The following is a 23,976-nucleotide window of genomic DNA, read 5'->3' as shown; positions in this document are numbered from 1 at the left end:
GTTTCCCCGCGTTACGCCGTGGGCGGTACCGGCGCAAAGAACGGCAACACGAACTCGCCCACCGTCTCGAAGCGCACGGCGACCGGCAGGCCGACCCGCACGCCGGCGGGTTCGACGCCGACGAGCGCGGTGAGCATGGTCGGTCCCTCCGCGAGGTCGATGACGGCGACGACGTAGGGCGCGGCGACGGCCCATCCCGGATGCCCCGGCTTGTGCACCACGGTGAAGCTGCGCACGCTGCCCGTTCCGGCGGCCCGCCGCCAGTCGAGCCGGTCGCTCCAGCAGTGCGGGCAGACGGTCCGGGGGTAGAAGACCCAGTGCTCGCAGCGCTCACAGAATTGGAGGAGCAGCTCGCCGTCGCGGCATCCCGCCCAGAATTTTTCCGACTCCCCGGTCGGAGTCGGACCCGGCACGATCAATTCGCTCGGATGGATGGTCATCGGTCCCTCCCTAGCACCAGCGCGACGGCCTCGCTCATCGTCGCGCCGTTGCCGGTGACGAGGGCAAGGGCCGCGTCGGCCATCTGTCGGCCGTCGGCGGTGCCCCGGAGCTGCCGCACGGCCTCCACGACGTGGCTCATCCCGCCGGCGAGGTCGGCCTGGCCGAAACCGAGCTGGCCGCCGTGGGTGTTGAGCGCGACGTCGCCGGTGTGCGACAGGTCGCGGCCGGCAGCCCACGCGCCGAACTGGCCGGGCGCGCACAGGCCGGCGTCTTCGATCGTGATGGCGAGCATCACGGTGTAGCAGTCGTAGAGCGAGAGCAGGTCGATCCGGTCGATGCCGATACCGGCCTGCGCGAGCGCCTGCGCCATCGACGGCTTGAGCGGACCGGTCGTGTAGCTCGGCGCCTGGCTCATCGCCCGGTGGGTCACCATCTCTCCCGCGCCGCGCAGATACACGGGTGCGTGCCTGAGCGTCGCGGCCTCTGCAGCCTCAGCGCCCATCACGATCACGGCGTCGCCGCCCGCCACGGGCATCACGATCTCAAGCAGGTGCAGCGGCTCGGCGATCATCGGCGACGCGAGGATGCCCGCGGTGTCGATGGGCTTGCCGTAGAAGATGGCGTCGGGGTTCGACTGCGCGTTCGCCCGCGAGACGGCCGCCAGGGACGCGAACTGCTCGTCGGTGGTGCCGAAGTCGTGCATGTGGCGCGTCTTGAGCAGCGCATAGGCGGTGTTCGCGCCGCTCGCTCCGAACGGCACGTCGAACTCGCGGATCGGGTTGCGGTTGGGCGACCGCGACGGCACGGGTTCGCGGTGGTTGCCGAGCACGCACAGCACGGCGGTCGCCATGCCGGCGTTGATCGCCGCGGCGGCGCGCCAGATCATGCCGGGCCCCGAGGCACCGCCGAGGTCGACGACGTTGCTCATGCGCGGCGTGATTCCCAGATACTCGGCGACCGTCGCCGGCACGTGCTGCGGGGTCTCCCCCACCTGCGGTCCGACAAGCAGTCCGTCGATCCGGTCGCGGTCGAGTCCGGAGTCCTCGAGGGCGAGCCTGCTCGCTTCGGCGAGCATGCCGAGTGTGGTCTTGCCCGAGGTGGTGCGCGTGGGCGTCAGTTCGCCGACGCCGACGATGGCACCGGTGGGCCGGGTGCCGCTCATGCGAAGAGCGCCGCGATCTCGTCGAGCGCCTCCGGGTTGGACAGCGAGCCGACGTTGGGCACGGCGGTACCGGCGGCGGCGGCCTTGGCGGCCGTCTCCACCTTCTTGCCGTTGGTCGTGTACGGGATCTGGCTGACGGCCTTGAGGTACTTGGGCACGTGCCGCGGCGACGCCGTGTCGCGCAGGTCGCGCCGCAGGTCGCGCGCGAGCTCGTCGGTGAGGTCGACGCCGTCGGCGAGCACCACGCAGACCGCCACCTCCTCGTTTCCGTCGTCGACGTAGCCGAAGGCGATCGAGTCGGCGATCTCGGGCCGCTGGTCGAGCACCCGGTACAGCTCGGCGGTGCCGATGCGCACGCCGCTCGGGTTGAGGGTGGCGTCGCTGCGGCCGTAGACGATCACGGTGCCGCGCTCGGTCACCTCGACGAGGTCGCCGTGGGTCCAGAGGTCGTCGCGCACCGCGAAGTACGCCGTGCGGTAGCGCGCCTCGCCGTCGTCGCCGAGGAACGTCAGCGGCATGCTCGGGAACGGTTCGGTGATGACGAGGTCGGCCTTCTCGCCGATCACGGGCACGTTCGCCTCCGTCATCGCCGTGACGGCGTGGCCGAGCGCGATGCAGGTGATCTCGCCGGCGTACACCGGGTGCACGGGCGAACCGAGCATAAAGCAGCCATGGATGTCGGTGCCGCCGCTGATCGACGCGAAGACCATGTCGGGCTTGATGGCGTCGTACACCCAGTGGTACTGCTCGACGCTGACCGGTGCGCCCGCCGACAGCACGGACCGCAGGCTCTCGAGGGCGAAGTGATCGCGCGGCCGGTAGCCCGCGTCGGCGATGCTCGCGAGGTAGCGGGGGCTCGTGCCGAAGTGCGTGACCCCGGCCTCTTCCGCCATCCGCCACAGGTGTTCGCTGTCGCCGCCCGGAGACGGGGATCCGTCGATGAGCAGCACGGTCGCCTCGGCGGCGAGGACCGAGACCACCCAGCCGTACATCATCCACGCGGTGGAGGTGTACCAGGAGTGCACGTCGCCCGGACGCACGTCGCCGTGCAGCACGTGCTCTTTGAGGTGCTGCAGGAGCACGCCGCCCGCCGTGTGCACGATGCACTTGGGCAGTCCGGTCGTGCCGGAGGTGAACATGACCAGCAGCGGGGTGGCGAAGGGGAAACGCTCGTACTCGAGCACCGCGGACTCGTCGACGAAGTGCTCGTCCCATGAGGCTGCGCCCGCGACGATCACGGTCGGGGTCTTCGGCAATGCGGCGACGACGTCGGCCACGCGCCCGGTGATGTCGAAGGTCGTGCCGTTGTAGTCGTAGCCGTCGGCCACGATGAGCACGCTCGGCGAGACCTGGCCGATGCGGTCGCGGAGACCCGCCGCCCCGAAGTCGGGAGAGCAGCCGGCCCACGCCGCGCCGAGCGAGACGGTCGCGAGGTAGGCGACGAGGTTGTCGATGCCGTTGGGCAGGATGCCGGCGACGATGTCGCCGAGGCCGATGCCGAGACGGCGCAGGCCCTGCTGCGCGCCGGCGACGCGCTGCTTCAGTTCGCCGAGGGTCAGGGTGAGGGCGACGCCGGACTCGTCGGCGACCACCACGGCCCGCCGGTCGTCGTCGCCGCGCAGCAGGTTCTCGGTGAAATTGAGCCGCGCCTCGGGAAAGTAGCGGGTACCGAACATATGGGCGGGGGCGGGAGGCAGCACCTCGGCGACGGTTCCCCGCTCGCCGATCACGCCGGCGAAGTCCCAGAGCGCGCTCCAGAAGTCGCCGCGCTCGGTGATCGACCACTCGTGCAGGGCCGCGTAGTCGTGGGGATCGAACCCGTTGGCCAGGGCGAACCGCGCCAGGTTGGACTCGGTGAAGGCGCTCTCGTGCGGACGCCAGAGTGGTTCGGTCATGCTTCCCAGTCTGTCAGGCGGAGTTCGGTGGGCACGTGTTCGGAGACTCGTCGGGTTCGACCGGTCATTGTTCGGTCACGACACCCGACTCGACCCGCCAGTGGCGGTCGGTGCGGACGTTGTCGAGCATGCGGCGGTCGTGGGTGACGAGCAGCAGCGTGCCCTCGTAGCCCTCGATCGCCTGCTCCAGCTGTTCGATGGCGGCGAGGTCGAGGTGGTTGGTCGGTTCGTCGAGCACGAGCAGGTTGATGCCGCGGGCCTGCAGCAGCGCTAGGCCGGCCCGGGTGCGTTCGCCGGGCGAGAGCTCGTCGACCGGACGGTTCACGTGGTCGGCCTTGAGCCCGAACTTGGCGAGCAGGGTACGCACCTCGGCGATCGGCCACTCGGGCACCAGCGCCTCGAAGGCGGTCGCGAGCGGGGTGGGTCCGGCGAGCAGGGAGCGCGCCTGGTCGATCTCGCCGACCTTGACGCTCGCGCCGAGACTCGCGGTGCCCTCGTCGGCCGCTTGCCGCCCGAGCAGCGCGCGCAGCAGCGTCGACTTTCCGGCCCCGTTCGGGCCGGTGATACCGATGCGCTCCCCCGCGTTGACCTGCAGCGAGACCGGGCCGAGGGTGAAGTCGCCCTGCCGGAACTCCGCCTCGCTCAGCGTGGAGACCACGGTGCTCGATCTCGGTGCCGCACCGATCGTGAACTCGAGCTGCCATTCTTTGCGCGGCTCGTCGACCTCCTCGAGCCGCGCGATGCGGCTCTCCATCTGGCGCACCTTCTGGCCCTGCTTCTCGCTCGACTCCATCGACGCCTTGCGGCGGATCTTGTCGTTGTCGGGCGCCTTCTTCATCGCGTTGCGCACGCCCTGGCTCGACCACTCGCGCTGCACGCGCATGCGGCCGACGAGGTCGGCCTTCTTGTCGGCGAACTCGTCGTACTCCTCGCGCTTGTGGCGGCGGGCCGTCTCGCGTTCCTCGAGGTAGGAGTCGTAGCCGCCGCCGAAGACGCGGTTCGCGCCCTGCGCGAGGTCGAGTTCGAGCACGCGGGTGACGCAGCGGGCGAGGAACTCGCGGTCGTGGCTCACCAGCACGACGCCGCCGCGCAGGCCGGTGACGAACGACTCGAGCCGCTCGAGCCCGTCGAGGTCGAGGTCGTTGGTGGGTTCGTCGAGCAGAACGATGTCGAACCGGCTGAGCAACAGGGCGGCGAGCGCGACGCGGGCCGCCTGACCGCCACTGAGGGAGGTCATCAGAGCGTCGGCGTCGAGGCTGAGGCCGAGGTCGGCGAGCGTGACCGGCAGCCTCTCGTCGAGGTCGGCGGCGCCGCTGGCGAGCCAACGGTCGAGCGCCGCCGAATAGACGTCGGCGGGATCGGCGCCGTCGGCGCGGGGAGTCGGGTCGGCGAGGCCGAGAGCCGCGTCATCCATGTCTCTTGTCGCCTCGGCGCAGCCGGTCCGACGGCCGACGTACGCGGCGATGGTCTCGCCCTCGAGCCTCTCGTGCTCCTGGGGCAGCCAGCCGACGAACGCGTCGGCCGGGGCGAGGCTCACGGTGCCCGCCTGCGGTTCGGTCTCGCCGGCGAGGATGCGCAGCAGGGTCGATTTTCCGGCGCCGTTGACGCCGACGACGCCCACCACGTCGACCGGCGCGACGGTGAGGTCGAGGGAATCGAACAGCGTGCGGTGGGCGTACCCGCCGGCCAGGCCTTTGGCGACGAGTGTGGCGGTCATCCGACTAGTTTGTCATTCCCCGGGGCGGCATTCCGCTGGGCCTATTCTTCGGGCCAGGCCTCGCCCAGGCCGGCGGCGGCCGCGTCGGTGAGTTCGATGAGCGAGATCAGCAGCTGCTCCATGGTCTCGCAGCGCACCAGGTCGATCTGGTCGAGCGGGCCGAGCGGCGAAATCGCGGCGAGCTGCCAGGCCGCCTCGACCGGGTCGTCGGAGATCTCGACGGACGCCGCCCACGGCATGTCGGCGAACTCGCTCGCCAGCGCGAGAGCCCGGCGGACCTCGTGCTCGGCCCGCTCGCGGAGCGGCTGCAGGCTGTCGTTCCACTGCAGCTCGGGCAGCTCTCGCACGACCGCGCGCGGGAACGGCTGGTCGTCGAGCCACTCCTCGACCTCGACCCGGCGGTCGCCCTGCGCGACGACGGCGATGAAGCCCTCGGCCGCCTCGAGCTGCAGGATCTGGGCCACGGTGCCGACGGTGAACCGGTGCTCGCCGCCGCCGACCTCCTGCCCGCGCTCGATCAGCACGACGCCGAACTCCGACGGCTCCCGCTCGAGGATCTGCGACAGCATGACGACGTAGCGGTCCTCGAAGACGCGCAACTGCAGCGGCATGTGCGGGAAGAGCACGGATCCGAGGGGGAACATGGGCAGTTCGGTCATGTGCCCAGCGAAGCACGCGAACCGGTGTCGCGCTAGCGTGCGCGCGGACTCGGAGATTCGGCTAGTGCCGCATGCGCGTAGCCTGTGAGCAGCCGCGTTTTCCTCGCGAGCGAAACGAAAGGCATTCCCCGTGGACACCACTCTCCTGCGGCACTTCGAAGCCGCCGCCGAGGAGCTGCACTTCGCGCACGCCGCGAAGCGGGTCGGCGTTCCGCGCTCGTCGCTGCTGCTGTCGATCCGCGCGCTCGAAGACGAGCTGGGCTACCACCTGTTCGACCGCACCGCCCCGACGACGGTTCTCACGCCACAGGGTGAGGAGTTCCTGGTCGAGACGCACCGCCAGCTGAAGGCGATGGCCGCCTCGGCGCGTGCCAACGTCGCCGCACCGGGCGGCAAGGCCAAGGCCTCCAAGGGCAAGGGGCGCGCCCCCGCCGTCAAGGGCGAGCGCAAGCCGGGCAAGCGGCGGCAGTCGCGCTGACAATCTCTCGCGGATTGAGCCTCAGACGATATTGAAGTTGTCGCGGAACGTGTTCTGCGGGTCGTACCGCCGCTTCAACACGCGCAGCCTCTCGATCGTCGCCGGCGGGAACGCGGCCTCGAGGCTCGCCGCGCCCAGGTCGGTCTCGAAACTCAGGTAGAGGCCGCTGAAGTGCTCGAAGAGTTCGTCCCACAGCTGCGTCATCCGCTCGACGTTTCTGCCTATCGCCGCGACGGAGAAGTTCGCCGACCGGTGGGCGTATGCCGTCGCATCCGCCGGCACGTCCGAGACGGCACCGCCGACCGACCTGATTTGAAAGAAGTGGATGTCGCCGGTGGCGAGCATCCGCTGGGCGGCCGCCGCGAACGCCGGGGTGATCGACTCGAGCAGGCCCGAGCGCGCGATCGGCTCGCCCTGCCCGTTGTGCGGCTCGCCCGACGCGTTCGCCATGATGGCCGCGTACGAGGTGAGCTGCACCGACTGCTGCAGCATGGGCGCGAGGTCGGCGATCGGCTGGAGGCGGGCCACGATGGTCTCGGGATCGTCGGAGTCGACGACGTTCATGGTCTGCGCGACCATCTGCCCCTGCCGCGGCGCACCCATGATGAGGAAGCTGGTGAGGTCGCGGGGTGACGCCTCGACGGTCGCTCCCCAGCCCTCGAGGAACGCCGCGGTATCGCTCGCGTCGAAGGCCAGCTGCGCGAAGCCGAGCGGCCCGACCTCGTCGACCTCGAATTCGAACGAGGTGACGATGCCGAAGTTGGCGCCGGCACCGCGCACGGCCCAGAACAGGTCGGCGTTCTCGTCGTCGCTCGCCGTCACCACGCTGCCGTCGGCGAGCACGATCTCGACGCGGCGCAGGTGGTCGATCGTCAGGCCGTGCTCGCGCACGAGCCACCCGATGCCGCCGGCCGTGGCGAGCCCGCCGACGCCGACCCCGCCGTAGTCGCCCGAGCTCAGCGCCCAGCCGTGCGGCTCGAGGGCCGCGGCGACGTCCATCCAGCGGGCGCCCGGCCCGACCCGGACGCGACGGGTCGCCTCGTCGACGATCTCGATCGTGTCGAGCGCGCCGAGGTCGATGACGACCCCGCCGTCGTTGGTGGAGCGGCCGCTGATGCCGTGTCCGCCGCTGCGCACGGCGAGCGGTACGCCCTGAGCGCGGGCGAAGGCGAGCGCCGACACGACCTCGGCGGTGTCGCGGGGCTGCAGCACGAGGCCCGGGGCGCCGCCGCGCATGTAGGTATTGCGCACGCCGGCGTAGCCGATGTCGCCCGGCTCGACCGCGGCGAGGCCAGCTGGTACGGCGTCGTAGTCGATGCCGTCGCGCCGGGCGGCGAGCACCGATGCGCGCTTGACCGTACCGGTCGTCGTGCCGGCGGTGGCGCGTTCGCGGGCGACGGCCTCGCGCAGTGCGGGGGCGACCTCCTCGGCGAATCGCTGCAGCGTCGCCGGGTCGTCGGAGGCGAGGATGAACGTGCCGACGCCGTCGTCGACGACGTACGGCAGCAGCTCGTCGGCCCACTGGGCGCTCGGCCCGTTCAGGAATCCGCCGTTGACCGCGGCGAACCGCCCGCCGATATTGGCGAGCCGCCGGATCTCGCGCGGGTCGCGCCCCGCGGCGAGCGCCGCTTCGTCGATGGCGGCGTTGCCCGCGGCGAACTCGCCCGGCTTCAGGTACCCGAGCGAGGGCAGCCAGCCGTCGGCTTTGCGCCCGGTGAGGCGCAGCATCCGCGGTTTGTAGGCACCCAGCCAGATCGGGATGTCGTGGGCTGGCAGTGGCCCGCGCTTGGCACCGCGCAGATGGTAGTGCTCCCCCTCGAGCCGCAACGGCGCTCGCTCGCCCGCCGCCCAGATGCCGCGGACCACGTCGATCGCTTCGCTCAGAGCGTCGACCGCCTGCCCGGGCGTCAGCTTCGTGCCGCCCATGGCCTCGATCGCGTCCCAGAACGCGCCGGACCCGAGCGCGAGGTCGAACCGTCCGCCGGACAGCAGGTCGAGGCTCGCGGCCGACCGCGCGGTGACGGCGGCGGGCCGCAGCGGCACGTTGAGCACGTTGGGCGCGATGTGGATGGTCGAGGTCTGCGCGGCGACCCAGGTCATCAGCGTCCAGGTGTCGAGGAACGACGCCTGGTACGGGTGGTCTTGGAACGTCACGAGGTCGTAGCCGAGCGTCTCGCTCAGCACGGCGAGTGCGACCGTCTGCTGCGGGTCGGCGTTGGAGGGCGTGATGAACGTTCCGAACTGGAGGGGGGAACCGTAGTCGGGCATGGTCTCACTCTCTCCCACCGCGCACGGTCCGTGCAAACACCCGATTAGCTGCTTATCATGTGTAAGTGACTCAGACGATTCCCACCGACATCCAGCACATCGACGACGAGGCGTGCCGCCGCTTCCAGAGCTCGGTCGAGCTCGTCGGCAAGCGCTGGAGCTCCGGCATCCTGCTCGCGATCGCCCGCGGTGCGACCCGGTTCAGCGACATCGTGGCAGCCGTGCCCGGGCTGTCCGACCGCCTGCTCTCCCAGCGGCTGAAGGAGTTGGAGGCCGCCCGAATGCTCGAACGCGAGGTCGTCGCGAGCACCCCGGTGCAGGTGCGTTACCGGCTCACGCCACGCGGCGCCGACCTGCTGGAATCGCTGCAGCCGCTCGTCATCTGGGAGCAGCGCTGGGGTTCATAACGCCGGGCGGCGGTGCCACGATGGAGAGGTCCACGATTCACACCGGAGTGATTCAATGTCCATCTTCAAGAACACCGCCCGCCAACCCGTCGACGACTACCAGGCCGAACTCTTCGATGCCGACATCGCCGACGTCGGCTTCGTCGCGGCCCACACCCGCATCCTCTCCGCGAACTCCGAGGCGTACGCCGCCTGGGAGTCGCTCACCGGGTCGATCGCCGCGTCCCTCGGCCTGCGCCGGTACGAGCTCGCGACCTTGGCCGCGGCGCGCGGGCTCCGGTCGTCGCACTGCCTGCTCGCGCACGGCCGCAAGTCACTCGGCATCTTCGGGCGCGAGCAGCTGCTCGCCATCGCCCGGGACTACCACCACGCCGGCCTGACCCCGGCCGAGGTGACCCTGATGGAGTTCGCCGAGAAGGTCAGCACGTCGTCCGTCTCGATGGTGGAGGCCGACAGCCAGAGCCTGCGCGATGCCGGCTACACCGACCGCGAGATCGTCGATATCGCGTTGGCCGCCGCGGCCCGCAATTTCTACAGCCGCGCCATCCAATCTCTGGCCATCGAACTCGACCCGACCGAGCTCGACGACGAACTCGCCGTTGCCCTCGTCGGCGACGGCCCGCCCGACCGATACCGGCCCGCGCTCGAACGCGCCCACGAGAGGGCTCTCGACTGGCTCGACTCGGTCCCCACCCGGCGGGTCGCCCCCGCGACGACGGCCGACGAGCTGGAAGCGCGGTTCTCCGGCCCGCTGCCCGACGGGCCGACTGACGCGGCGACGGTCGTCGACGAGCTCGCGGCGATGTGCGAGCCCGGCCTCATGGCGATCCCGTCCGGCCGCTTCTTCGGCTGGGTCATGGGCGGCACGCTGCCCGCCGCCCTGGCCGCCGACTGGCTCGCGAGCGCGTGGGACCAGAACGCGGCGATGCGCTTCGCGACCCCGGCGACGGCCGCCGTCGAAGGAATCGCCGGCCGGTGGCTGATCGACCTGCTCGGCCTGCCGTCGACGGCGGCGCTCGGCTTCACCACCGGCGGAACGATGGCCAACTTCGTCGGGCTGGCGGCGGGACGAAAGGCGGTGTTGGATGCCGCTGGCTGGAACCTGCACCGCGACGGGCTCACGGGGTCGCCGCGCATCACCGTCCTCGTCGGCGACGAGAGCCACGTCTCGGTCGACCTCGCCCTGCGGTATCTCGGCCTCGGCGAACCCCGCACCGTCGCGACGGACGACCAGGGGCGCATCCTGCCCGCGGCGCTCGGCGAAGCCCTCGACGCCGTCGACGGGCCGGTCATCGTCGGGCTGCAGGCCGGCAACATCCACTCGGGGGCCTTCGACCCGATGCGCGAGTGCATCCGGCTCGCGCACGACCACGGTGCGTGGGTGCACGTCGACGGCGCGTTCGGACTCTGGGCGGCGGCCAGCCCGCGCTACCGCGAGGCGCTCGACGGCGTCGACGGGGCCGACTCGTGGGCGACCGACGCGCACAAGACCCTCAACGTGCCGTACGACTGCGGGGTCGCTGTCGTCGCCCGCCCCGAGGCGGTCCAGTCGGCGTTCGGGGCACACGCGAGCTACCTCATCCAGGAGGGCAGCGCCCCCGCCGACCCGTGGGAGAAGGTTCCGGAGATGTCGCGTCGGGCACGCGAGCTGCCGGTCTGGGCGGCACTGCGGTCGCTCGGCCGGTCGGGCACCGTCGCCCTCGTCGAGGGACTCGCCGCGAACGCGCGGGCGCTGGCCGACGGGCTCGGCGCCCTGCCCGGGGTCGAGGTGCTGAACGAGGTCGCGTTCACCCAGGTGAGTCTGGCCTTCGGCACCGACGAGCGCACGCGCCGTGTCACCCAGCGGGTGATGGACGAGGGCACCGTGTGGATGTCGGGCTCGCGGTGGCACGACCGGGACGTGCTGCGCATCTCGGTGAGCAACTGGTCGACGGACGACGCGGACGTGGCGACCACCGTCGCTGCCGTGTCGCGCGCTCTCGCCGCGGAGGGCGTGACACAGACGTAGGCTGGGCGACATGACGACCGAACTGGCGAAACTCGCGCCCTCCTCCGTACCGCGCACCATCGGACGCATCGGTCTGGGGGCGGTGCTGATGCTCGCCGGCATCAGCCACCTCACGTTCGCCCGCGACTCGTTCCAGGCGCAGGTTCCGGAGTGGCTGCCGCTCGACAAGGACTTCGTGGTGCTCGCCTCGGGCATCGTCGAGATCGGTCTCGGCGCCTCCCTCGTGGGTCTGCCCCGCCAGAAGGTCGCCGTCGGTTTCATCGTCGCCGCGTTCTTCGTCGCGATCTTCCCCGGCAATATCTCGCAGCTGGTCACCCGCACCGACGCGTTCGGCCTTTCGACCGACGCCGCCCGCGGTATCCGCCTGATCTTCCAGCCGGTGCTCGTGCTCTGGGCGCTGTGGTCGACCGGTGCCTTCGCCGCGTGGCGTGCGCGTAAGCGCTGACGGCACGGCTCGCAGCGCGGGTAGCGCCCGTACAGTAGTGAAATGACGTCATTCAACGACCAGATCATCGCCGAGTTCCGCCAGAACAACGGCGTCGTCACGGCGAACGGCTTCGGCGACGCCCTGATCCTCGTGCACCACCGCGGTGCGAAGTCCGGTGCCGAGCGGGTCGCGCCGCTCATGGCGATCCCCGATGGTGACGGCTGGCTCGTCGCCGCGTCGGCGGCCGGGGCCCCGAAGCACCCGGCATGGTTCCACAACCTCGTCGCCGGGCCGTCGACCGTTGTCGAGTCGCCCGGCGCCGGTGCGGTCGAGACCGTGCCGGTCGCGGCATCCGTTCTCGAAGGAGACGAGCGGGACGCGGCCTGGGCGAAGTTCACCAGCCGCTCCCCCGGATTCGCCGCCTACGAGCAGCGCGCGGGCGACCGCACGATTCCCGTGCTGCTGCTCACGCGCCGCTAGGTGACGGGCGCCCCGGATCCGGCCGGTACGAGTGTCGACGGGTCACGCGCCTTTCGCTTTGTCCGCCGGCTCGATGGGTTCGAGGTCGGCGATTTCATCTTCGCGACCGAGGTCTCTGAGGAGCTTGATGCGAAGCGCGCGAGCCTGTCGGAGGAGATCTAGATCGGTTATTTCTTCCACGTGGAACGCCCCTTCAACCCGTTCTCAAACAGCGACACCGCGTCCAAAGCCAGAGTCTTGTCGCTTTTGCTCGACCAGCGCGCCTCGACGAGGCTTTTCATGAGGTCGAGCCCAGCTTGCCTCCGAGTATTGTCCCGCGAGGTCAATGATTCAAGAGCACTCTGGTAGCGCAGACTCCATTCCTGCCTCGCGCTCACCTGACGAAGTTGCCGGTGTGTGAAGAACCACGACGTGAGCCCGACAATGGCGGAGAAACTCGCGGCGATCAGCGCGCCGTCGACAGGTATCCCGCTCATCTCCACCTCGTGGCTACCACGATCGAACCCTACGGAGTCGCCACCAGGTTTCGGACGGGAGTCAGGTTTCTGTGGAGAAAACCGGCCGTCACGAACTTGTGAAGTACCTCCGAGTCGGCCCCAGAGTTTGCATCGGGCCGCCGAGGCGACGAACGTAGCTGACTCGTGAAAGCCAAACCGGAAGGAGCAACCATGCTCACACTCACCGACAACGCCGCCACCATCGTCAAGGACCTCGCCGGTCGCAGCACCGGAAGCACGGAGGGCGGCCTTCGCATCGCCACCCTCGAGAACGACACCAGCAACTTCGAGGTCACCATGGCCCCCACCGCCGAGCTCTACGACCAGGTCGTCGAGAACAACGGCGCCCACGTCTTCCTCGAGAAGAACGCGGCGGATTCCCTCGCCGACAAGCAGCTCGACGCCAACCGCGACGACGACGGAGCAGTGCGCTTCTCGATCTCGCCGCGCGTCTAGTTCCGCGCACTCGACGGCGGTACGCGACTTCGGTCGCGTGCCGCCCTGCGCGTTAACCGCCGTATTGGGCCATGATCGTCAACGCGTTGCCGTTACGGTTGCACACCTGCTGAAAAATGTTGGTGGCTGCCGAGAATTCCGGAATCCGCTCAATACCCAGCACTCCAGTGAGGCTGCCCGGCACGAGGTCAGTCCGATTCAACGTAGCTACGATGGCTGGCAACTGCAGGGCCATAATCTCGCTACTGTCCGCATCCAGTGCCGACGCATCGCGTCCCGCGATCGCAATCTGGTTCGCCCAGTCCTCAGGCGAGGTGAGGCCCAGCCGGAATCCATCGTCAGCGTTGTACACGGCTGAGTAGAGGTCGAAGTACCGCTTGCAGTCTGCCTCGACAGCGGGGTCCGGAGAAGTCGCCTGTTCCGTACTGAACTCCCCCGTGATGGCGAACGTCGCACCGTCGGGCACTCCCACGGAGAGCCTCAGTATGCGCGGTGTTTCCACCAGCGGGAGCCGCTGCGTCGTCACCGAACCGCACCATGCTTCCGCGCCCGGAGTCGCCATCGGGTCCGCCGGGTCACCGCTGCTGACGAACACCACGCTCCCCTGAGCACACGCGACGGTCAGGTCGATCGACCGAGCCTCCGATGGAATCTCGAATGTCTGATTGCTGAGCGAACTGCTGCCGCTGAGGCTGATCGTCTCCCACCCGCTCGTATCGACCGCGGTCACCGAGGGTGTCACCTCGGCCGGCGGCTCCTGCACGCTGCATCCCGCCAGCACGATGGAAACGGCGACCAGCGCCATCACAGAAACGGATCGGAAGGTCATGGCTGAAAGCTAACAGATCCTCGACTAGAGCGGTGCTCCCTTACGCCGCGCCGACGGCGATTTCGCCGGGCTTCGACGCGTCGAAGACGAGCCGCCTGTTGGCGATCTTGTCGGTGAAGAAGCGGTCGTGGCTGACGACGATGACGGCACCGGGGAAGTGCAGCAGTGCGCGTTCCATCACCTGGGTGCTCGACATATCGAGGTGGTTGGTCGGCTCGTCGAGCACCAGCACGGATGCGCCGGAGAGCAGGCACTGCGCCATGGCGACGCGGGCGCGCTGGCCGCCCGACAGGTTGCCGATGCGGTTCTTGAGATCGACCTCGGAGAACTGGAACATCGACAGGAAGCGCCCGACCGACTTTCGCGTCGCGCTGAACGCGAGGCTCCCGGGCATCGCGTTGACGGCGTGGGTGACCGTGTCGTCGTCGTCGAGTTCGGCGAGCATCTGGTTGTACGAGACGACTCCCGCACCGCTCGCCCAGTTGGCCGAGCCGTGGTCGGCCTTCTCCTCCCCCATCAGCACGCGCAACAGCGTGCTCTTACCGCTGCCGTTCGAGCCGAGCACGACGATGCGGTTGCCGCGGCGCACCTCGAGCGTGAGGTCCTCGAACAGCACCTTGTCGCCGTAGGACTTGCTCAGTCCCTCGATGCGGCAGAGCACGTCTTTCACGTGCAGGCCTCCGTAGATCTCGGTGATGATCTGGTCGACGGGGCGTGGGGCACGCGACTTCTTGATCGTCGACAGCTTCTTGTCGAGCCCGCGGCTCGCGGCTTTCGCGGCTTCGCGGCGGTCGGAGATTCCCTCGGCCTCGAACGCGAGCAACTCGTTCTCGTGTACGAACTGCGCCTCGAGCGTCTTGAGGCGGAACTGCTTCTGCACGATGTACTCGTCGAAGTTGCCGGGGTACTCGTGCAGGTGGAAGTTCTCCACCTCGATGATCCGCGTGACGACGGAGTCGAGGAAGCGCCGGTCGTGCGACACGATGATGGCCGCGCCACGGAAGTCGCGGAACCACGCTTCGAGCCACTCGACGCCAGCGACATCCAGATAATTGGTGGGTTCGTCGAGCAGCAGCACGTCGGGGGCCTCGAGCAGGATCTTGGCGAGAGCCGCCCGGTTGCGCCATCCGCCCGAGAGGTCGTCGATCGGGCAGACGCGGTGCGCCTCGGTGAAGCCGAGGGTGGTGAGCGCGGTGTCGATGTGGCGCTTATAGTCCCAGCCGTCGAGGCGGTCCATGTCTTCGAACAGCGTGGCCTGGCGCTGGATCAGGTCGTCGACCTGCGAACCCATCGGGTCGGCGGCGATGAGCGCGTCGATCGAGGCGAGTTCGGCTTCGATCTCGTGGATGTGCGAGAAGAGCCCCTCCAGAACCTCGGTGATGGATGACGCGCCGTTGAGTTCCGAGAACTGGGAGAAGTAGCCCAGCTTGACGCCGGCCTCGACCGTGACGGTTCCCGAATCGGGGTGTACCTGCTCGAGGGCGAGCTTGAGGAGGGTCGACTTGCCCGAGCCGTTCTTTCCGATGAGGCCGACGCGGTCCTTCGCCTCGAGTCGGAAGAAGGCTTCGCGCAGCACCGGGGCGTTCTCGAAGCTCAGTTCGACGTCGTTCAGTCTGATCAGGCTCATGCCGGGTCCTCTCGAGGTGGTGCGCTTCGACGGGCTCAGCGGCTCTCAGGATACCCGGGTCAGGCGGAGAGCAGCCGCCGCGCGACATCGCGGGCGACCTCGAACGGGCCGGCGAACGTCTGCATCCCTACCGTGACGATCGCGCCCTCGTAGAGCAGCATCAGGGTTTTCGCCGTCGCGTCCGGGTCGGCGATGTTCGCCTCGCGGCACAGTCCGGCGAACAGCTCCAGCAGCCAGATCTTCTGCCGGCTGACCTCGGGGAACACCGAGTTCGCACCGTCGTCGTCGCTGACCTCGGCACGCGCGTTGATCGCACTGCATCCCTTGGGGGTGTTGGCATCGCTCCACGAGATGGAGGCGTCGAAAACCACGAGCACACGGTCGATGCCCGGCTCGGGAACCTCGGCGAGCGCCGCGGCGAGATGGGCACGCCACCGTTCGTCGCGGTGCTGCAGGTAGGAGACGACGAGGGCGTCTTTCGAGCCGAACCGGTCATAGAGCGTCTTCTTCGAGACGCCGGCGGCTTCAGAGATGGTGTCGACCCCGACGGCGTGGATGCCGCGTTCGTAGAACAGTTCGGACGCGGCATCCAGCACTCGGCGTGCGCCGGGCGTGAGGGGGGCGAGTTCCGGCACGGCTGTGGTCATGGTTCGAGTATACCGACCTGTATAGTTTCATCGATGACTACACAGACCTGTTTACTCCGGAGCGGTGTCACCATCGCCGCATCGGCCGCCTTCGTGCTCGCGTGGAGTTCGGGATTCGTCGCCGCGAAAGTCGCCACCGTCGACGGCTCGATGTGGACCCTCCTGCTCTGGCGCTATCTGCTCTTGGCAGGCGTGCTAGTCGCGGTCAGCCTGTCGACCGGCGCACTGCGCGGGCTCGGGCGCACGGCGGTCCGGCGCCAGATCGCCGTCGGCGCGTTCTCGCAGCTCGGCTACGTGGTCTTCGTCTACGCCTCGGTCGCGGTCGGCATCAGCACCGGCACCACAGCCCTCATCGACGCGGTGCAGCCGCTCGTCGTCGCCACCCTCGTCGGACCGCTTCTCGGCACCAGGGTGCGAGGCGCGTCGTGGGCGGGACTCGCGCTCGGCGCCGTCGGCGTGGTGCTCGTCGTCGGCTCCCAGATCTCGTCGGCACCGCCCGTCGCCTATGCGCTGCCCGCGCTCGCCATGGCGTGCCTCATCGCCGCGACGTTCATCGACCGCCGCCACCCCAACGATCTCCCGATTCTCGCCACACTGACGATCCACGTCATGGTGGTTGCCCTAGCGCTCACAGCGATCGCCGTTGTGACGGGGGACGCGACGCCGCCGGCATCCTCGACGTTCTGGGCTACCACCGCGTTCGCGGCAGCCGTACCGTCGCTGCTCGCGTACGGGCTGTACTGGTGGCTGATCCGCCGCATCGGCGTGACCTCGCTGAACGCGCTGCTGTTCGCCGTCGCTCCGACCACCGCGGTCGCCGGGGCCATCGCGTTCGGGGAGCCGTTCACCTGGATCACCGCGGTCGGCTTCGGCGTGAGCGCGGTGGCGGTGGCGGTCGTGCTGGCCGCCGAGCGGCCGCGCCGGGCACAAGCCGCAGTCCTGCCCAGCCGCGCGGTCCCGTCGCCTATCCACAGATAGCGAGCGGCGACCTCGCAATCCGCCCCGGGGAAGGCACAGTCACAGGACGATTGGGAGACTGGAACGCTAGAATTATGTACATGATGACGCTGTCTATCGCCGAGGCTCGAGCGACGTTCTCCAAGATCGTCGATGCGGCGGAAACGACTCACGAGCGATTTGACGTGACGCGGAACGGACGTCGAGCCGCGGTGCTGCTGGGCGCAGACGACTACGACGCACTGATGGAAACCCTTGCGATTCTCGGTGACAGCGCGCTCGTCGCGACCATCGGCGCGGGTCTGGCCGAGCTCGATGCCGGCGAGACGGTCGGCATCGTCGAGGTGGAAAATGCAATGCGCCGGGCCGGACGGCTTCGCGAGTGACCTACGAGGTACGGCTCAGCCGGGCGGCCTCAAGAGCACTTTCCGAAATCCTTCCCGAGAAGGTGGCGACGGCCGCCTGGCAGTTCATCACCGGAGCACTGGCGGAGAACCCGCGCCGCGTCGGCAAACAGCTCGCGGCGCCCCTGTTTCCGCTCTATTCGGCACGCCGGGGTGAGTACCGGGTGATCTATCGGATCGTCGACGACGTACTGGTTATCGAGATCGTCGCCATCGCGCACCGACGCGACGTCTACCGGACAGGCTGACGAAGCGGCCCTTTATCCGCGCCACCCCTCCGTGCCACGATGATGCGAGGAGGTGGCGCGTGATCGAGGTGAAGCCGGCGCACGACTTCGACGGTGTAGCGACGATGCTCGGGCCGAAGAAGCCGGAGTCGTCGGTCTGCTGGTGCCTGTCATGGCGGCTGAGCTCCGCGGAAAACAAAGCGCTCGTCGGCACCGAGCGGGCGGACAAGGTCCGTCAGCTGACCCGGCGAAAGACGGCCCCGGGCGTGCTCGCCTACCTCGACGGCGAAGTCGTCGGCTGGGCCGGCGTCGCTCCCCGATCTGACCTGCACCCGATCGAGCACTCGCGCAAGATCCCGCACGTCGACGCCCTCCCCGTCTGGTCCATCTGGTGCATCCGCGTGCGACCCGGCTACCGCAAGCAGGGCATCACGACGGCGCTCATCGATGGGGCCGTCGACTACGCGCGCACCTCGGGCGCGCCGGCCGTCGAGAGCTACCCGGTCGACAACGGAACGAAGCGGGTCGATCAGACGATGGCGTTCGTCGGTACTCGCAGCATGTTCGAGCGGTCGGGATTCGCCACCGTCGCGAAGACGGATTCGGTCTCCGGCGGCATCCCTCGCATCGTCATGCGGCTCGCGCTCGACTAGGCGGCTTCGTCGGCGCGTGCCTCGGCGAGCGCGCGGCCCTGTTCGGAATCCGGGAACGCGTCGACGAGACGCCGCAGGTCGGGTGCTTCGAGATTGGCACCGAAGGCGGGATTCCCCGGTTGCAGGATGACGCCGTCTGCGAGTGTGTCGAGAGGGAGAGGATCGAAGCCGAGGGCATCGACGATCGTGGCGACGGTGTGCACGGCGTCCGAGTCGTCAGCGGCGATGGCGATGGCTCGGCGGCCTTCGCTCCCCCGCGGCCGGTAGCCCTCGTCGAGGTCGTGGTACCCCATGTGGTTGAAGGCCTTCACCACCGTCGAACCGGGCAAGAACTCCTGCACGATCTCGCTCGTCGAGGTGCGCGGGTCGAGGAGGTCGTCGCGCACGCCGTCGGTCTCCCACCAGTAGTTCATGGCGTCGATGACGACCTTGCCCTCGAGCGCCTGCGCGGGAACGGATGCCAGCTTGCCCAGCGGCAGCGCCAGGATCACCACGTCGGAGTGCAGTGCGACGTTCTCCGAGGTCTCGACCTTCGCACCCGGTGCGAGCACGTCGATGATGAGACTGATGCGCTGCGGCTTGCCCGACCCGGCGATCAGTACCTCGTAGCCGGCGTGCAGGGCGAGGCGGGCGAGCACGGTGCCGACTTTGCCCGCGCCGAGGATGCCAATGGTGGTGGGCGAGGTCATGCCGGTCTCCTTCGGGCTGAGCGGCCGCTGCCGCGTCTCGACTGGAGTAACGCCTTCGAGGCGCCCGGCATTCCGATCAGCTGACCGCCTTCTTCACCAGCTCGGCGATCGTCTTCTTCACCGCAGGAGTCAGCTCGGTGACGGCGAACGCGGTCGGCCACAGCTCGCCGTCGTCGAGTGTCGCGACGTCGTTGAAGCCGAGGGTCGAGTACCGGGAGCCGAACTTCTCGGCGGACTGGAAGAAGCAGAGGATCTTGCCGTCGAGCGCGTACCCGGGCATGCCGTACCAGAGCTTGGCGGTGAGCGTCGGTGCGTTCTCGGTGACGATCTCGTGGATCCCCTCCGCGAGGGCGCGGTCGGCGGGCGGCAGTTCGGCGATCTTCTCGAGCTGCGCGGCGAGTGCCTCGGCGTTGGTCTGGGCTGTTTTCAGCTCCTTGGCGCGCTCCTTCATCGCGGCGCGCTCCTCGGCGGTGAATCCGCTCTTCGTCGATTTCTCGGCCATTCGTCGGTGCTCCTCTGCGTCGTTGACGGTCAGTCACATGGTGCCAGTTCCCCGCCGGAGATGGAGGCTTGCGCCGCGCGCGATTTCCGCTAATAGCGGGCGACGCGCGCCGCCGTCTGTGAAAAACTTCTCGACCGCGGCGACGAATGGCCCTAGGGTTGCGAAATGGTGATGCCAGCAGAACCAAACGTCGTCCAGCACGGTGAGCTGAAGCGGTCGATCACGGCCAGACAGCTGTATTTCTACGTGGTCGGAGACGTTCTCGGCTCCGGCATCTACGTCCTCGTCGGGCTGGTCGCGGCGGCCGTCGGCGGCGCTTTCTGGATGGCGTTCCTCGTCGGCGTGGCGATTGCCACCGTCACAGGACTCGCCTACGCCGAGCTGGTCACGAAGTACCCGCAGGCCGCCGGCGCCTCCCTGTACATCAACAAAGCCTTCCGCAGCCCGGTGCTGACGTTCTTCATCACCATCTGCATGCTGTCGGCCAACATGGCCGCCGTCGGTTCGCTCGCGTCCGGCTTCGTGCGGTACTTCGGGGGTCTCATCGGCCTGCCGGAGGACGCCGTCTGGGGAGCCGCGATCATCGCACTCGTCTTCGTCGCGCTGATCACGGTGGTCAACCTGATCGGCATCACCGAGTCGGTCGTGGCGAACGTCGTGATGACCTTCATCGAGATCAGCGGACTCATCATCGTCGTCATCATCGGTGTCATCGCCCTGGTCGAGGGTGTGGGCGACCCCTCGGTACTGCTGCAGTTCAATGTCGACGGAAACAGCGGCGGGCCGATCCTCGCGGTGCTCGCGGGGGTGTCGCTCGCGTTCTTCGCGATGACCGGCTTCGAGAACGCCGCGAACGTGGCGGAGGAGACCATCAACCCGTCGAAAGCGTTCCCCCGTGCACTCATCGGCGGCATGGTGACCGCGGGTGTCGTGTACGTGCTCGTCTCGATCGCGGCGGCCCTCGCCGTGCCGATCGAGACCCTCGCCGGCAACACCCTGCTCGAGGTGATCCGCGCCGACCTGTTCTTCGTGCCCGCCTCGATCATGCTCGTCGTCTTCGGCGTGATCGCCATGATCGCGATCAGCAACACCGCGCTGGTGACCGTTGTCGCGCAGTCACGAATTCTGTTCGGGATGGCGCGCGAGAACGTCGTGCCCGCGGTATTCGCCAAGGTGCACCCGACTCGGCGCAGCCCGTACGTCGCGCTCATCTTCGGCGCCGCCATCGTGGGCTCGCTCTTGGTCATCGGCGCGGCGATCCGCACGAGCCAAGCCGGCATCCCGGCCGACGAGCAGCTCGACATCGTCGACCGGCTCGCCACCATCACCGTGGTCTTCTTGCTGTTCATCTACGCGCTCGTGATCGTCGCCTGCCTGAAACTGCGGGGAACCAACGAGGGCGAGGGCGTGTACCGGGCGAACACGGTCCTGCTCATGCTCGGCATCATCGGCAACCTCGCCGTTCTGGTCTACACACTGATCGACGACCCCGACGCTCTCTTCTGGGTCGCGGGACTGCTCGCCGTCGGGCTCGTCCTCTACCTCTTCCAGAACTTCTTCGGCAAGAAGAAGCCCAACCTAGCGGCAGTCGAACCTCCCTCCGGGAACAAGGAGCTCTGAGCCATGCACGTCATCGTCGCCACCGACGGATCGCAAGCGTCACTCGTCGGCGCCCGCCAGTTCAAGTGGATCGCCGACTCCCGCGAGATCACCGACGTGACGATCGTGGCGGTGGTGAGCCCGTACGCGGCGGCGCCGTTCGCGAACGAGCTGGGCCCGCAGCACACGGGTGGGATGACCGAGCTGAGCTATCGCGAAGACGCCAAGTCGGCCGTCGACATCGTCGCCGCAGAATTCGAGGGCTGGGGCCCGACGATCCACACGCAGGTTCGCAGCGGCTCCCCCGCCCAAGAGATCATCCGGGCGGCCGAAGACCTCGACGCCGACCTCATCTCGATGGCGTCGGGCAGCCGCGGCCTCAGCCGCACCATCCTGCTCGGCAGTACCGCCTCGCGGGTGCAGCACTCGGCGCCGTGCCCGGTACTGGTCTGCCGGCCGACGTCGCGCAGCGAGCGGGCGCTCGGCAGTTAGACGGCCAGATCGTCCCAAACGATTTCGGTCGTGGTGCCGGTCTCCCAGTCGCGGCGGAGGATCGCGTAGGTGACGGAGGCGAGCGCCGGTCCACCGTCGACCGGCCACGCGTCACGGCGGTGGGCTTCCTTGACGAAGCCGGAACGCACGAAGGTCTTCCGCATGGCCGTGTGGTCTTCCCGCGTCTCGCCCTCGAGCCGGGTCGCCCGCGGGTACGCCTCGAACGCGAGGGTGGTCAGCGCCCGCACGATCGGCACACCGAGACCGCGCGCCCGGTAGCGGGTCGTGAGGCGCAGGTCGAACGACAGGGTCGCGCTGCGGAGCCCGTCGAGCACGGCGACGCCGATGCGCCCGTGTTCGGTCTCCTCGACCCAGAACGGCGCCCGCGACTTGTAGCGCCCGGCGTCGAGGGTGAGCGCCACCTGCTCCTCGGTCGGGCTCGCCACCATGTGGAACGGGAACCGGTCACGCGACATGAACCGCGTGAACTCGCCGCGGTCGGCGCCGACGACGTCGGCGGGCACGAAGGTGACCGTCACTCCCTGCCGTCCTCGAGCGGGATGAGCATCGTGCGAAACTCACCCGGCTCCGCGTGCAGCTCCCAGATGCGGGCGGCGACGTCGTCGATGCCGTTGGGTAGGTCGAGCTGCGGGATGCCGCCCGGGATGACGAGCTGGCGCACGCGGACGCCCTCGTCTTCGAGCGCGTCGTGCAGCATCTCGCCATAGGCGCTCTCGGCGGGGAATGCGACCGAGGTTCCCGCGAAGCCGGCACGTGCCTTCACCGAGGTGCCTCCATTGATGAGGATGACGCTTCCGTCGCCCGCCTCGCGCATGGCCGGCAGTACCGCGCGCACCGCGTGGATGAGACCGAGCGCCGAGAACCGCAGCGCCTCGAGCGCCAGCTCGGGAGTCAGGTCGAGCACCGGCTTCAGGTAGTCGCGCGACGGCAGCGGGCTGTACTGCAGAGCGGTGATCGGTCCCAGTTCCGCCGCGGCTCGGGCGAGCGCGTCCTCGAGCGCGGCCGGCTCGCGCACGTCGGCGGCGTAGCCGCGCGCGGTCAGGCCGCCCGCCTCGAGTTCCGCGGCCAGGCCGTCGAGCTTCGACTGATCCCGGGAGATCAGCGCCACGGAGAAGCCCTCGCTGCCGAATTTGCGCGCGACTGCTGCCCCGAGTCCGGGTCCGGCTCCGATGATGGCGATGACGGGCATGGGGATTCCTTCGGTCGGTAAAGCGGGTCGTGGAAAGTTTATCGACCACACCTGACAGCGCCCACGAGCAGGAAACGGCCGCCTGCGCCCGCCGCGGCGGCGCTAGTTGTTGAAGCGGAACTCCACGACGTCGCCATCCTGCATCACATACTCTTTGCCCTCGATGCGGGCCTTGCCCTTGGAGCGCGCCTCGGCGATCGAGCCGGTCTCGACGAGGTCGTCGAAGCCGATGATCTCGGCCTTGATGAAGCCCTTTTCGAAGTCGGTGTGGATGACGCCGGCGGCCTGGGGCGCCTTGGCACCCTTCGGGATCGTCCAGGCGCGGGTCTCTTTCGGACCGGCGGTGAGGTAGGTCTGCAGGCCGAGGGTGTCGAAGCCGATGCGGGCGAGCTGGTCGAGCCCGCTCTCCTCCTGGCCGGTCGACTCGAGCAGCTCGGCGGCGTCTTCGGGGTCGAGGTCGATGAGCTCGCTCTCGAGCTTCGCGTCGAGGAAGACGGCGTGCGCGGGGGCGACGAGTGCGGCGAGAGCGGCTTTTCTGTCGTCGCTGGTGAGGACCGCTTCATCCACGTTGAAGACGTAAATGAACGGCTTGACCGTCAGCAGGCCCAACTCGGCGAGCAGCGACAGGTCGAGCTTGGTGTTCGACGAGAGCGGCTTGCCCTCGTTGAGCCAGGCGAGGGCGGCCGCGGCGGTGTCGACGGTGGCCTGGGTGATCTTCTTCGCGCGCAGTTCCTTCTCGTAGCGGCTTTCGGCCTTCTCGAGGGTCTGCATGTCGGCGAGGATCAGCTCGGTGTTGATGGTCTCCATGTCGCTGGCGGCGTCGACCTTGCCGTCGACGTGCACGACGTCGGGGTCTTCGAAGCCGCGGACGACCTGCGCGATGGCGTCGGCCTCGCGGATGTTGGCGAGGAACTTGTTGCCCAGACCCTCACCGACGGAGGCGCCCTTGACGATGCCGGCGATGTCGACGAACGACACGGCGGCCGGCAGGATCTTCTCGCTGCCGAAGATCCCGGCGAGCACGGCGAGGCGCGCGTCGGGCAGGCTCACGATACCCGTGTTGGGTTCGATGGTCGCGAACGGGTAGTTCGCGGCGAGCACCGAGCTCTTGGTCAGAGCGTTGAACAGGGTTGACTTACCCACATTGGGGAGTCCGACGATTGCAATAGTGAGAGCCACGAGAGTCAAGGGTACCGGGCGCGGGGGCATCCGACCTGCCGCGGGCGAATTCCGAGGGCTAAAGTC

Annotated in this window: 28 protein-coding genes; 13 read left to right on the top strand and 15 right to left on the bottom strand. The window is 68.8% G+C overall.

The window, feature by feature from the left end; all coding sequences use genetic code 11:
• Nucleotides 1-11: 11 nt before the first annotated feature.
• The 5 genes from HD599_RS03775 to HD599_RS03755 form a co-directional block, all read right to left on the bottom strand.
• A complete protein-coding gene (locus HD599_RS03775; protein ID WP_184233751.1) occupies nucleotides 12-440 on the bottom strand; it encodes a Zn-ribbon domain-containing OB-fold protein in 429 nt (142 codons plus the stop codon).
• Nucleotides 437-1,603 (bottom strand): thiolase family protein, encoded by a 1,167-nt coding sequence (locus HD599_RS03770; RefSeq protein ID WP_184233749.1) that lies wholly within the window; start codon nucleotides 1,601-1,603, stop codon nucleotides 437-439. Before HD599_RS03770 ends, HD599_RS03775 begins: the two co-directional genes overlap by 4 nt.
• The gene (locus HD599_RS03765) at nucleotides 1,600-3,498 is read right to left on the bottom strand and encodes an acetoacetate--CoA ligase (protein ID WP_184233747.1); all 1,899 of its coding nucleotides are present in this window, start codon (nucleotides 3,496-3,498) and stop codon (nucleotides 1,600-1,602) included. Before HD599_RS03765 ends, HD599_RS03770 begins: the two co-directional genes overlap by 4 nt.
• A 64-nt stretch (nucleotides 3,499-3,562) precedes the next feature.
• A complete protein-coding gene (locus HD599_RS03760) occupies nucleotides 3,563-5,215 on the bottom strand; it encodes an ABC-F family ATP-binding cassette domain-containing protein (RefSeq protein ID WP_184233746.1) in 1,653 nt (550 codons plus the stop codon).
• A 41-nt stretch (nucleotides 5,216-5,256) separates the two neighbouring features.
• A complete protein-coding gene (locus HD599_RS03755) occupies nucleotides 5,257-5,874 on the bottom strand; it encodes an LON peptidase substrate-binding domain-containing protein (protein ID WP_184233744.1) in 618 nt (205 codons plus the stop codon).
• A gap of 130 nt (nucleotides 5,875-6,004) precedes the next feature.
• Between HD599_RS03755 and HD599_RS03750 the strand changes: the two genes are divergently transcribed.
• Nucleotides 6,005-6,352: a LysR family transcriptional regulator gene (locus HD599_RS03750; RefSeq protein ID WP_184233742.1), complete on the top strand. Its 348-nt coding sequence runs from the start codon at nucleotides 6,005-6,007 to the stop codon at nucleotides 6,350-6,352.
• A 21-nt stretch (nucleotides 6,353-6,373) separates the two neighbouring features.
• Here the strand turns inward: HD599_RS03750 and HD599_RS03745 are convergent, their stop codons facing one another.
• Nucleotides 6,374-8,620: an LLM class flavin-dependent oxidoreductase gene (locus HD599_RS03745; RefSeq protein ID WP_184233740.1), complete on the bottom strand. Its 2,247-nt coding sequence runs from the start codon at nucleotides 8,618-8,620 to the stop codon at nucleotides 6,374-6,376.
• A 65-nt stretch (nucleotides 8,621-8,685) separates the two neighbouring features.
• Here HD599_RS03745 and HD599_RS03740 point away from each other — a divergent pair, with 65 nt between their 5' ends.
• The 5 genes from HD599_RS03740 to HD599_RS03720 all read left to right on the top strand — a co-directional run bounded on the left by HD599_RS03740 (nucleotide 8,686) and on the right by HD599_RS03720 (nucleotide 12,104).
• Nucleotides 8,686-9,027, top strand: a complete 342-nt coding sequence (locus HD599_RS03740) for a winged helix-turn-helix transcriptional regulator (RefSeq protein WP_343061865.1) — start codon at nucleotides 8,686-8,688, stop codon at nucleotides 9,025-9,027.
• A gap of 559 nt (nucleotides 9,028-9,586) precedes the next feature.
• Nucleotides 9,587-11,035 carry a pyridoxal phosphate-dependent decarboxylase family protein gene (locus HD599_RS03735; RefSeq protein ID WP_425489173.1) on the top strand — a complete coding sequence of 483 codons (1,449 nt, stop codon included), beginning with the start codon at nucleotides 9,587-9,589 and terminating at the stop codon, nucleotides 11,033-11,035.
• A gap of 10 nt (nucleotides 11,036-11,045) precedes the next feature.
• Complete coding sequence (locus HD599_RS03730) at nucleotides 11,046-11,480, top strand: DoxX family protein (RefSeq protein WP_184233738.1); 435 nt, start codon at nucleotides 11,046-11,048, stop codon at nucleotides 11,478-11,480.
• 42 nt (nucleotides 11,481-11,522) lie between these two features.
• Nucleotides 11,523-11,942 (top strand): nitroreductase family deazaflavin-dependent oxidoreductase, encoded by a 420-nt coding sequence (locus HD599_RS03725; protein ID WP_184233736.1) that lies wholly within the window; start codon nucleotides 11,523-11,525, stop codon nucleotides 11,940-11,942.
• On the top strand, nucleotides 11,943-12,104 hold the full coding sequence (locus HD599_RS03720; protein ID WP_184233734.1) for a hypothetical protein: 162 nt from the start codon (nucleotides 11,943-11,945) through the stop codon (nucleotides 12,102-12,104).
• Nucleotides 12,105-12,109: 5 nt separating this feature from the next.
• Here the strand turns inward: HD599_RS03720 and HD599_RS03715 are convergent, their stop codons facing one another.
• The gene (locus HD599_RS03715; RefSeq protein ID WP_184233732.1) at nucleotides 12,110-12,418 is read right to left on the bottom strand and encodes a hypothetical protein; all 309 of its coding nucleotides are present in this window, start codon (nucleotides 12,416-12,418) and stop codon (nucleotides 12,110-12,112) included.
• A gap of 192 nt (nucleotides 12,419-12,610) precedes the next feature.
• Here HD599_RS03715 and HD599_RS03710 point away from each other — a divergent pair, with 192 nt between their 5' ends.
• Entirely contained in the window at nucleotides 12,611-12,895 is a 285-nt protein-coding gene (locus HD599_RS03710) for a Fe-S cluster assembly protein HesB (RefSeq protein ID WP_184233731.1), read from the top strand.
• A gap of 52 nt (nucleotides 12,896-12,947) precedes the next feature.
• Here HD599_RS03710 and HD599_RS03705 read toward each other — a convergent pair whose 3' ends face one another.
• Genes HD599_RS03705 through HD599_RS03695 form a run of 3 tightly spaced genes read right to left on the bottom strand, consistent with a single transcriptional unit; the run spans nucleotide 12,948 to nucleotide 15,998 of the window.
• Nucleotides 12,948-13,724 (bottom strand): hypothetical protein, encoded by a 777-nt coding sequence (locus tag HD599_RS03705; protein ID WP_184233730.1) that lies wholly within the window; start codon nucleotides 13,722-13,724, stop codon nucleotides 12,948-12,950.
• A 40-nt stretch (nucleotides 13,725-13,764) separates the two neighbouring features.
• Nucleotides 13,765-15,351, bottom strand: a complete 1,587-nt coding sequence (locus HD599_RS03700) for an ABC-F family ATP-binding cassette domain-containing protein (protein WP_184233729.1) — start codon at nucleotides 15,349-15,351, stop codon at nucleotides 13,765-13,767.
• A gap of 59 nt (nucleotides 15,352-15,410) precedes the next feature.
• On the bottom strand, nucleotides 15,411-15,998 hold the full coding sequence (locus tag HD599_RS03695; RefSeq protein ID WP_184233728.1) for a TetR/AcrR family transcriptional regulator: 588 nt from the start codon (nucleotides 15,996-15,998) through the stop codon (nucleotides 15,411-15,413).
• Between the two features lie 33 nt (nucleotides 15,999-16,031).
• On the opposite strand from HD599_RS03695, the gene HD599_RS03690 reads away from it, so the two are divergent.
• From HD599_RS03690 to HD599_RS03675, 4 genes are all read left to right on the top strand, one after another.
• Entirely contained in the window at nucleotides 16,032-16,976 is a 945-nt protein-coding gene (locus tag HD599_RS03690) for a DMT family transporter (protein WP_184233727.1), read from the top strand.
• Nucleotides 16,977-17,056: 80 nt separating this feature from the next.
• Nucleotides 17,057-17,341 carry a type II toxin-antitoxin system Phd/YefM family antitoxin gene (locus HD599_RS03685; RefSeq protein ID WP_221420431.1) on the top strand — a complete coding sequence of 95 codons (285 nt, stop codon included), beginning with the start codon at nucleotides 17,057-17,059 and terminating at the stop codon, nucleotides 17,339-17,341.
• Entirely contained in the window at nucleotides 17,338-17,607 is a 270-nt protein-coding gene (locus HD599_RS03680) for a type II toxin-antitoxin system RelE/ParE family toxin (protein ID WP_184233725.1), read from the top strand. The genes HD599_RS03685 and HD599_RS03680 overlap by 4 nt, the downstream gene beginning before the upstream one ends.
• 59 nt (nucleotides 17,608-17,666) lie before the next feature.
• Nucleotides 17,667-18,239: a GNAT family N-acetyltransferase gene (locus HD599_RS03675; RefSeq protein ID WP_343061864.1), complete on the top strand. Its 573-nt coding sequence runs from the start codon at nucleotides 17,667-17,669 to the stop codon at nucleotides 18,237-18,239.
• Here the strand turns inward: HD599_RS03675 and HD599_RS03670 are convergent.
• Complete coding sequence (locus HD599_RS03670; RefSeq protein ID WP_184233724.1) at nucleotides 18,236-18,928, bottom strand: NADPH-dependent F420 reductase; 693 nt, start codon at nucleotides 18,926-18,928, stop codon at nucleotides 18,236-18,238. The two genes, HD599_RS03675 and HD599_RS03670, sit on opposite strands and share 4 nt — an antisense overlap.
• 76 nt (nucleotides 18,929-19,004) lie before the next feature.
• On the bottom strand, nucleotides 19,005-19,430 hold the full coding sequence (locus HD599_RS03665) for an iron chaperone (RefSeq protein ID WP_184233723.1): 426 nt from the start codon (nucleotides 19,428-19,430) through the stop codon (nucleotides 19,005-19,007).
• 165 nt (nucleotides 19,431-19,595) lie between these two features.
• Here HD599_RS03665 and HD599_RS03660 point away from each other — a divergent pair, with 165 nt between their 5' ends.
• Together HD599_RS03660 and HD599_RS03655 are read left to right on the top strand one after the other, a co-directional pair.
• Nucleotides 19,596-21,050 carry an APC family permease gene (locus HD599_RS03660; protein ID WP_184233722.1) on the top strand — a complete coding sequence of 485 codons (1,455 nt, stop codon included), beginning with the start codon at nucleotides 19,596-19,598 and terminating at the stop codon, nucleotides 21,048-21,050.
• A 3-nt stretch (nucleotides 21,051-21,053) separates the two neighbouring features.
• Nucleotides 21,054-21,521: a universal stress protein gene (locus tag HD599_RS03655; RefSeq protein WP_184233721.1), complete on the top strand. Its 468-nt coding sequence runs from the start codon at nucleotides 21,054-21,056 to the stop codon at nucleotides 21,519-21,521.
• Here HD599_RS03655 and HD599_RS03650 read toward each other — a convergent pair.
• From HD599_RS03650 to ychF, 3 genes are all read right to left on the bottom strand, one after another.
• Nucleotides 21,518-22,060 (bottom strand): GNAT family N-acetyltransferase, encoded by a 543-nt coding sequence (locus HD599_RS03650; protein ID WP_184233720.1) that lies wholly within the window; start codon nucleotides 22,058-22,060, stop codon nucleotides 21,518-21,520. The two genes, HD599_RS03655 and HD599_RS03650, sit on opposite strands and share 4 nt — an antisense overlap.
• Nucleotides 22,057-22,731 carry an SDR family NAD(P)-dependent oxidoreductase gene (locus HD599_RS03645; protein WP_184233719.1) on the bottom strand — a complete coding sequence of 225 codons (675 nt, stop codon included), beginning with the start codon at nucleotides 22,729-22,731 and terminating at the stop codon, nucleotides 22,057-22,059. The genes HD599_RS03650 and HD599_RS03645 overlap by 4 nt, the downstream gene beginning before the upstream one ends.
• Before the next feature lie 102 nt (nucleotides 22,732-22,833).
• Nucleotides 22,834-23,910 carry a redox-regulated ATPase YchF gene (gene ychF / locus HD599_RS03640; RefSeq protein ID WP_184233718.1) on the bottom strand — a complete coding sequence of 359 codons (1,077 nt, stop codon included), beginning with the start codon at nucleotides 23,908-23,910 and terminating at the stop codon, nucleotides 22,834-22,836.
• Nucleotides 23,911-23,976 lie beyond the last annotated feature (66 nt).

Source organism: Conyzicola lurida (assembly GCF_014204935.1).
Taxonomy (GTDB): domain Bacteria; phylum Actinomycetota; class Actinomycetes; order Actinomycetales; family Microbacteriaceae; genus Conyzicola; species Conyzicola lurida.
This window is presented reverse-complemented; position numbering and strand designations above follow the sequence as displayed.

Excerpts from the sequence above, each read along its gene's own strand:
- HD599_RS03775 (WP_184233751.1), bottom strand. The coding sequence starts at position 440 with ATGACCATCCATCCGAGCGAATTGATCGTGCCGGGTCCGACTCCGACC.
- HD599_RS03770 (WP_184233749.1), bottom strand. The coding sequence starts at position 1,603 with ATGAGCGGCACCCGGCCCACCGGTGCCATCGTCGGCGTCGGCGAACTG.
- HD599_RS03765 (WP_184233747.1), bottom strand. The coding sequence starts at position 3,498 with ATGACCGAACCACTCTGGCGTCCGCACGAGAGCGCCTTCACCGAGTCC.
- HD599_RS03760 (WP_184233746.1), bottom strand. The coding sequence starts at position 5,215 with ATGACCGCCACACTCGTCGCCAAAGGCCTGGCCGGCGGGTACGCCCAC.
- HD599_RS03755 (WP_184233744.1), bottom strand. The coding sequence starts at position 5,874 with ATGACCGAACTGCCCATGTTCCCCCTCGGATCCGTGCTCTTCCCGCAC.
- HD599_RS03745 (WP_184233740.1), bottom strand. The coding sequence starts at position 8,620 with ATGCCCGACTACGGTTCCCCCCTCCAGTTCGGAACGTTCATCACGCCC.
- HD599_RS03730 (WP_184233738.1), top strand. The coding sequence starts at position 11,046 with ATGACGACCGAACTGGCGAAACTCGCGCCCTCCTCCGTACCGCGCACC.
- HD599_RS03725 (WP_184233736.1), top strand. The coding sequence starts at position 11,523 with ATGACGTCATTCAACGACCAGATCATCGCCGAGTTCCGCCAGAACAAC.
- HD599_RS03715 (WP_184233732.1), bottom strand. The coding sequence starts at position 12,418 with ATGAGCGGGATACCTGTCGACGGCGCGCTGATCGCCGCGAGTTTCTCC.
- HD599_RS03710 (WP_184233731.1), top strand. The coding sequence starts at position 12,611 with ATGCTCACACTCACCGACAACGCCGCCACCATCGTCAAGGACCTCGCC.
- HD599_RS03705 (WP_184233730.1), bottom strand. The coding sequence starts at position 13,724 with ATGACCTTCCGATCCGTTTCTGTGATGGCGCTGGTCGCCGTTTCCATC.
- HD599_RS03700 (WP_184233729.1), bottom strand. The coding sequence starts at position 15,351 with ATGAGCCTGATCAGACTGAACGACGTCGAACTGAGCTTCGAGAACGCC.
- HD599_RS03695 (WP_184233728.1), bottom strand. The coding sequence starts at position 15,998 with ATGACCACAGCCGTGCCGGAACTCGCCCCCCTCACGCCCGGCGCACGC.
- HD599_RS03690 (WP_184233727.1), top strand. The coding sequence starts at position 16,032 with ATGACTACACAGACCTGTTTACTCCGGAGCGGTGTCACCATCGCCGCA.
- HD599_RS03685 (WP_221420431.1), top strand. The coding sequence starts at position 17,057 with ATGATGACGCTGTCTATCGCCGAGGCTCGAGCGACGTTCTCCAAGATC.
- HD599_RS03670 (WP_184233724.1), bottom strand. The coding sequence starts at position 18,928 with ATGACCTCGCCCACCACCATTGGCATCCTCGGCGCGGGCAAAGTCGGC.
- HD599_RS03665 (WP_184233723.1), bottom strand. The coding sequence starts at position 19,430 with ATGGCCGAGAAATCGACGAAGAGCGGATTCACCGCCGAGGAGCGCGCC.
- HD599_RS03660 (WP_184233722.1), top strand. The coding sequence starts at position 19,596 with ATGGTGATGCCAGCAGAACCAAACGTCGTCCAGCACGGTGAGCTGAAG.
- HD599_RS03655 (WP_184233721.1), top strand. The coding sequence starts at position 21,054 with ATGCACGTCATCGTCGCCACCGACGGATCGCAAGCGTCACTCGTCGGC.
- HD599_RS03645 (WP_184233719.1), bottom strand. The coding sequence starts at position 22,731 with ATGCCCGTCATCGCCATCATCGGAGCCGGACCCGGACTCGGGGCAGCA.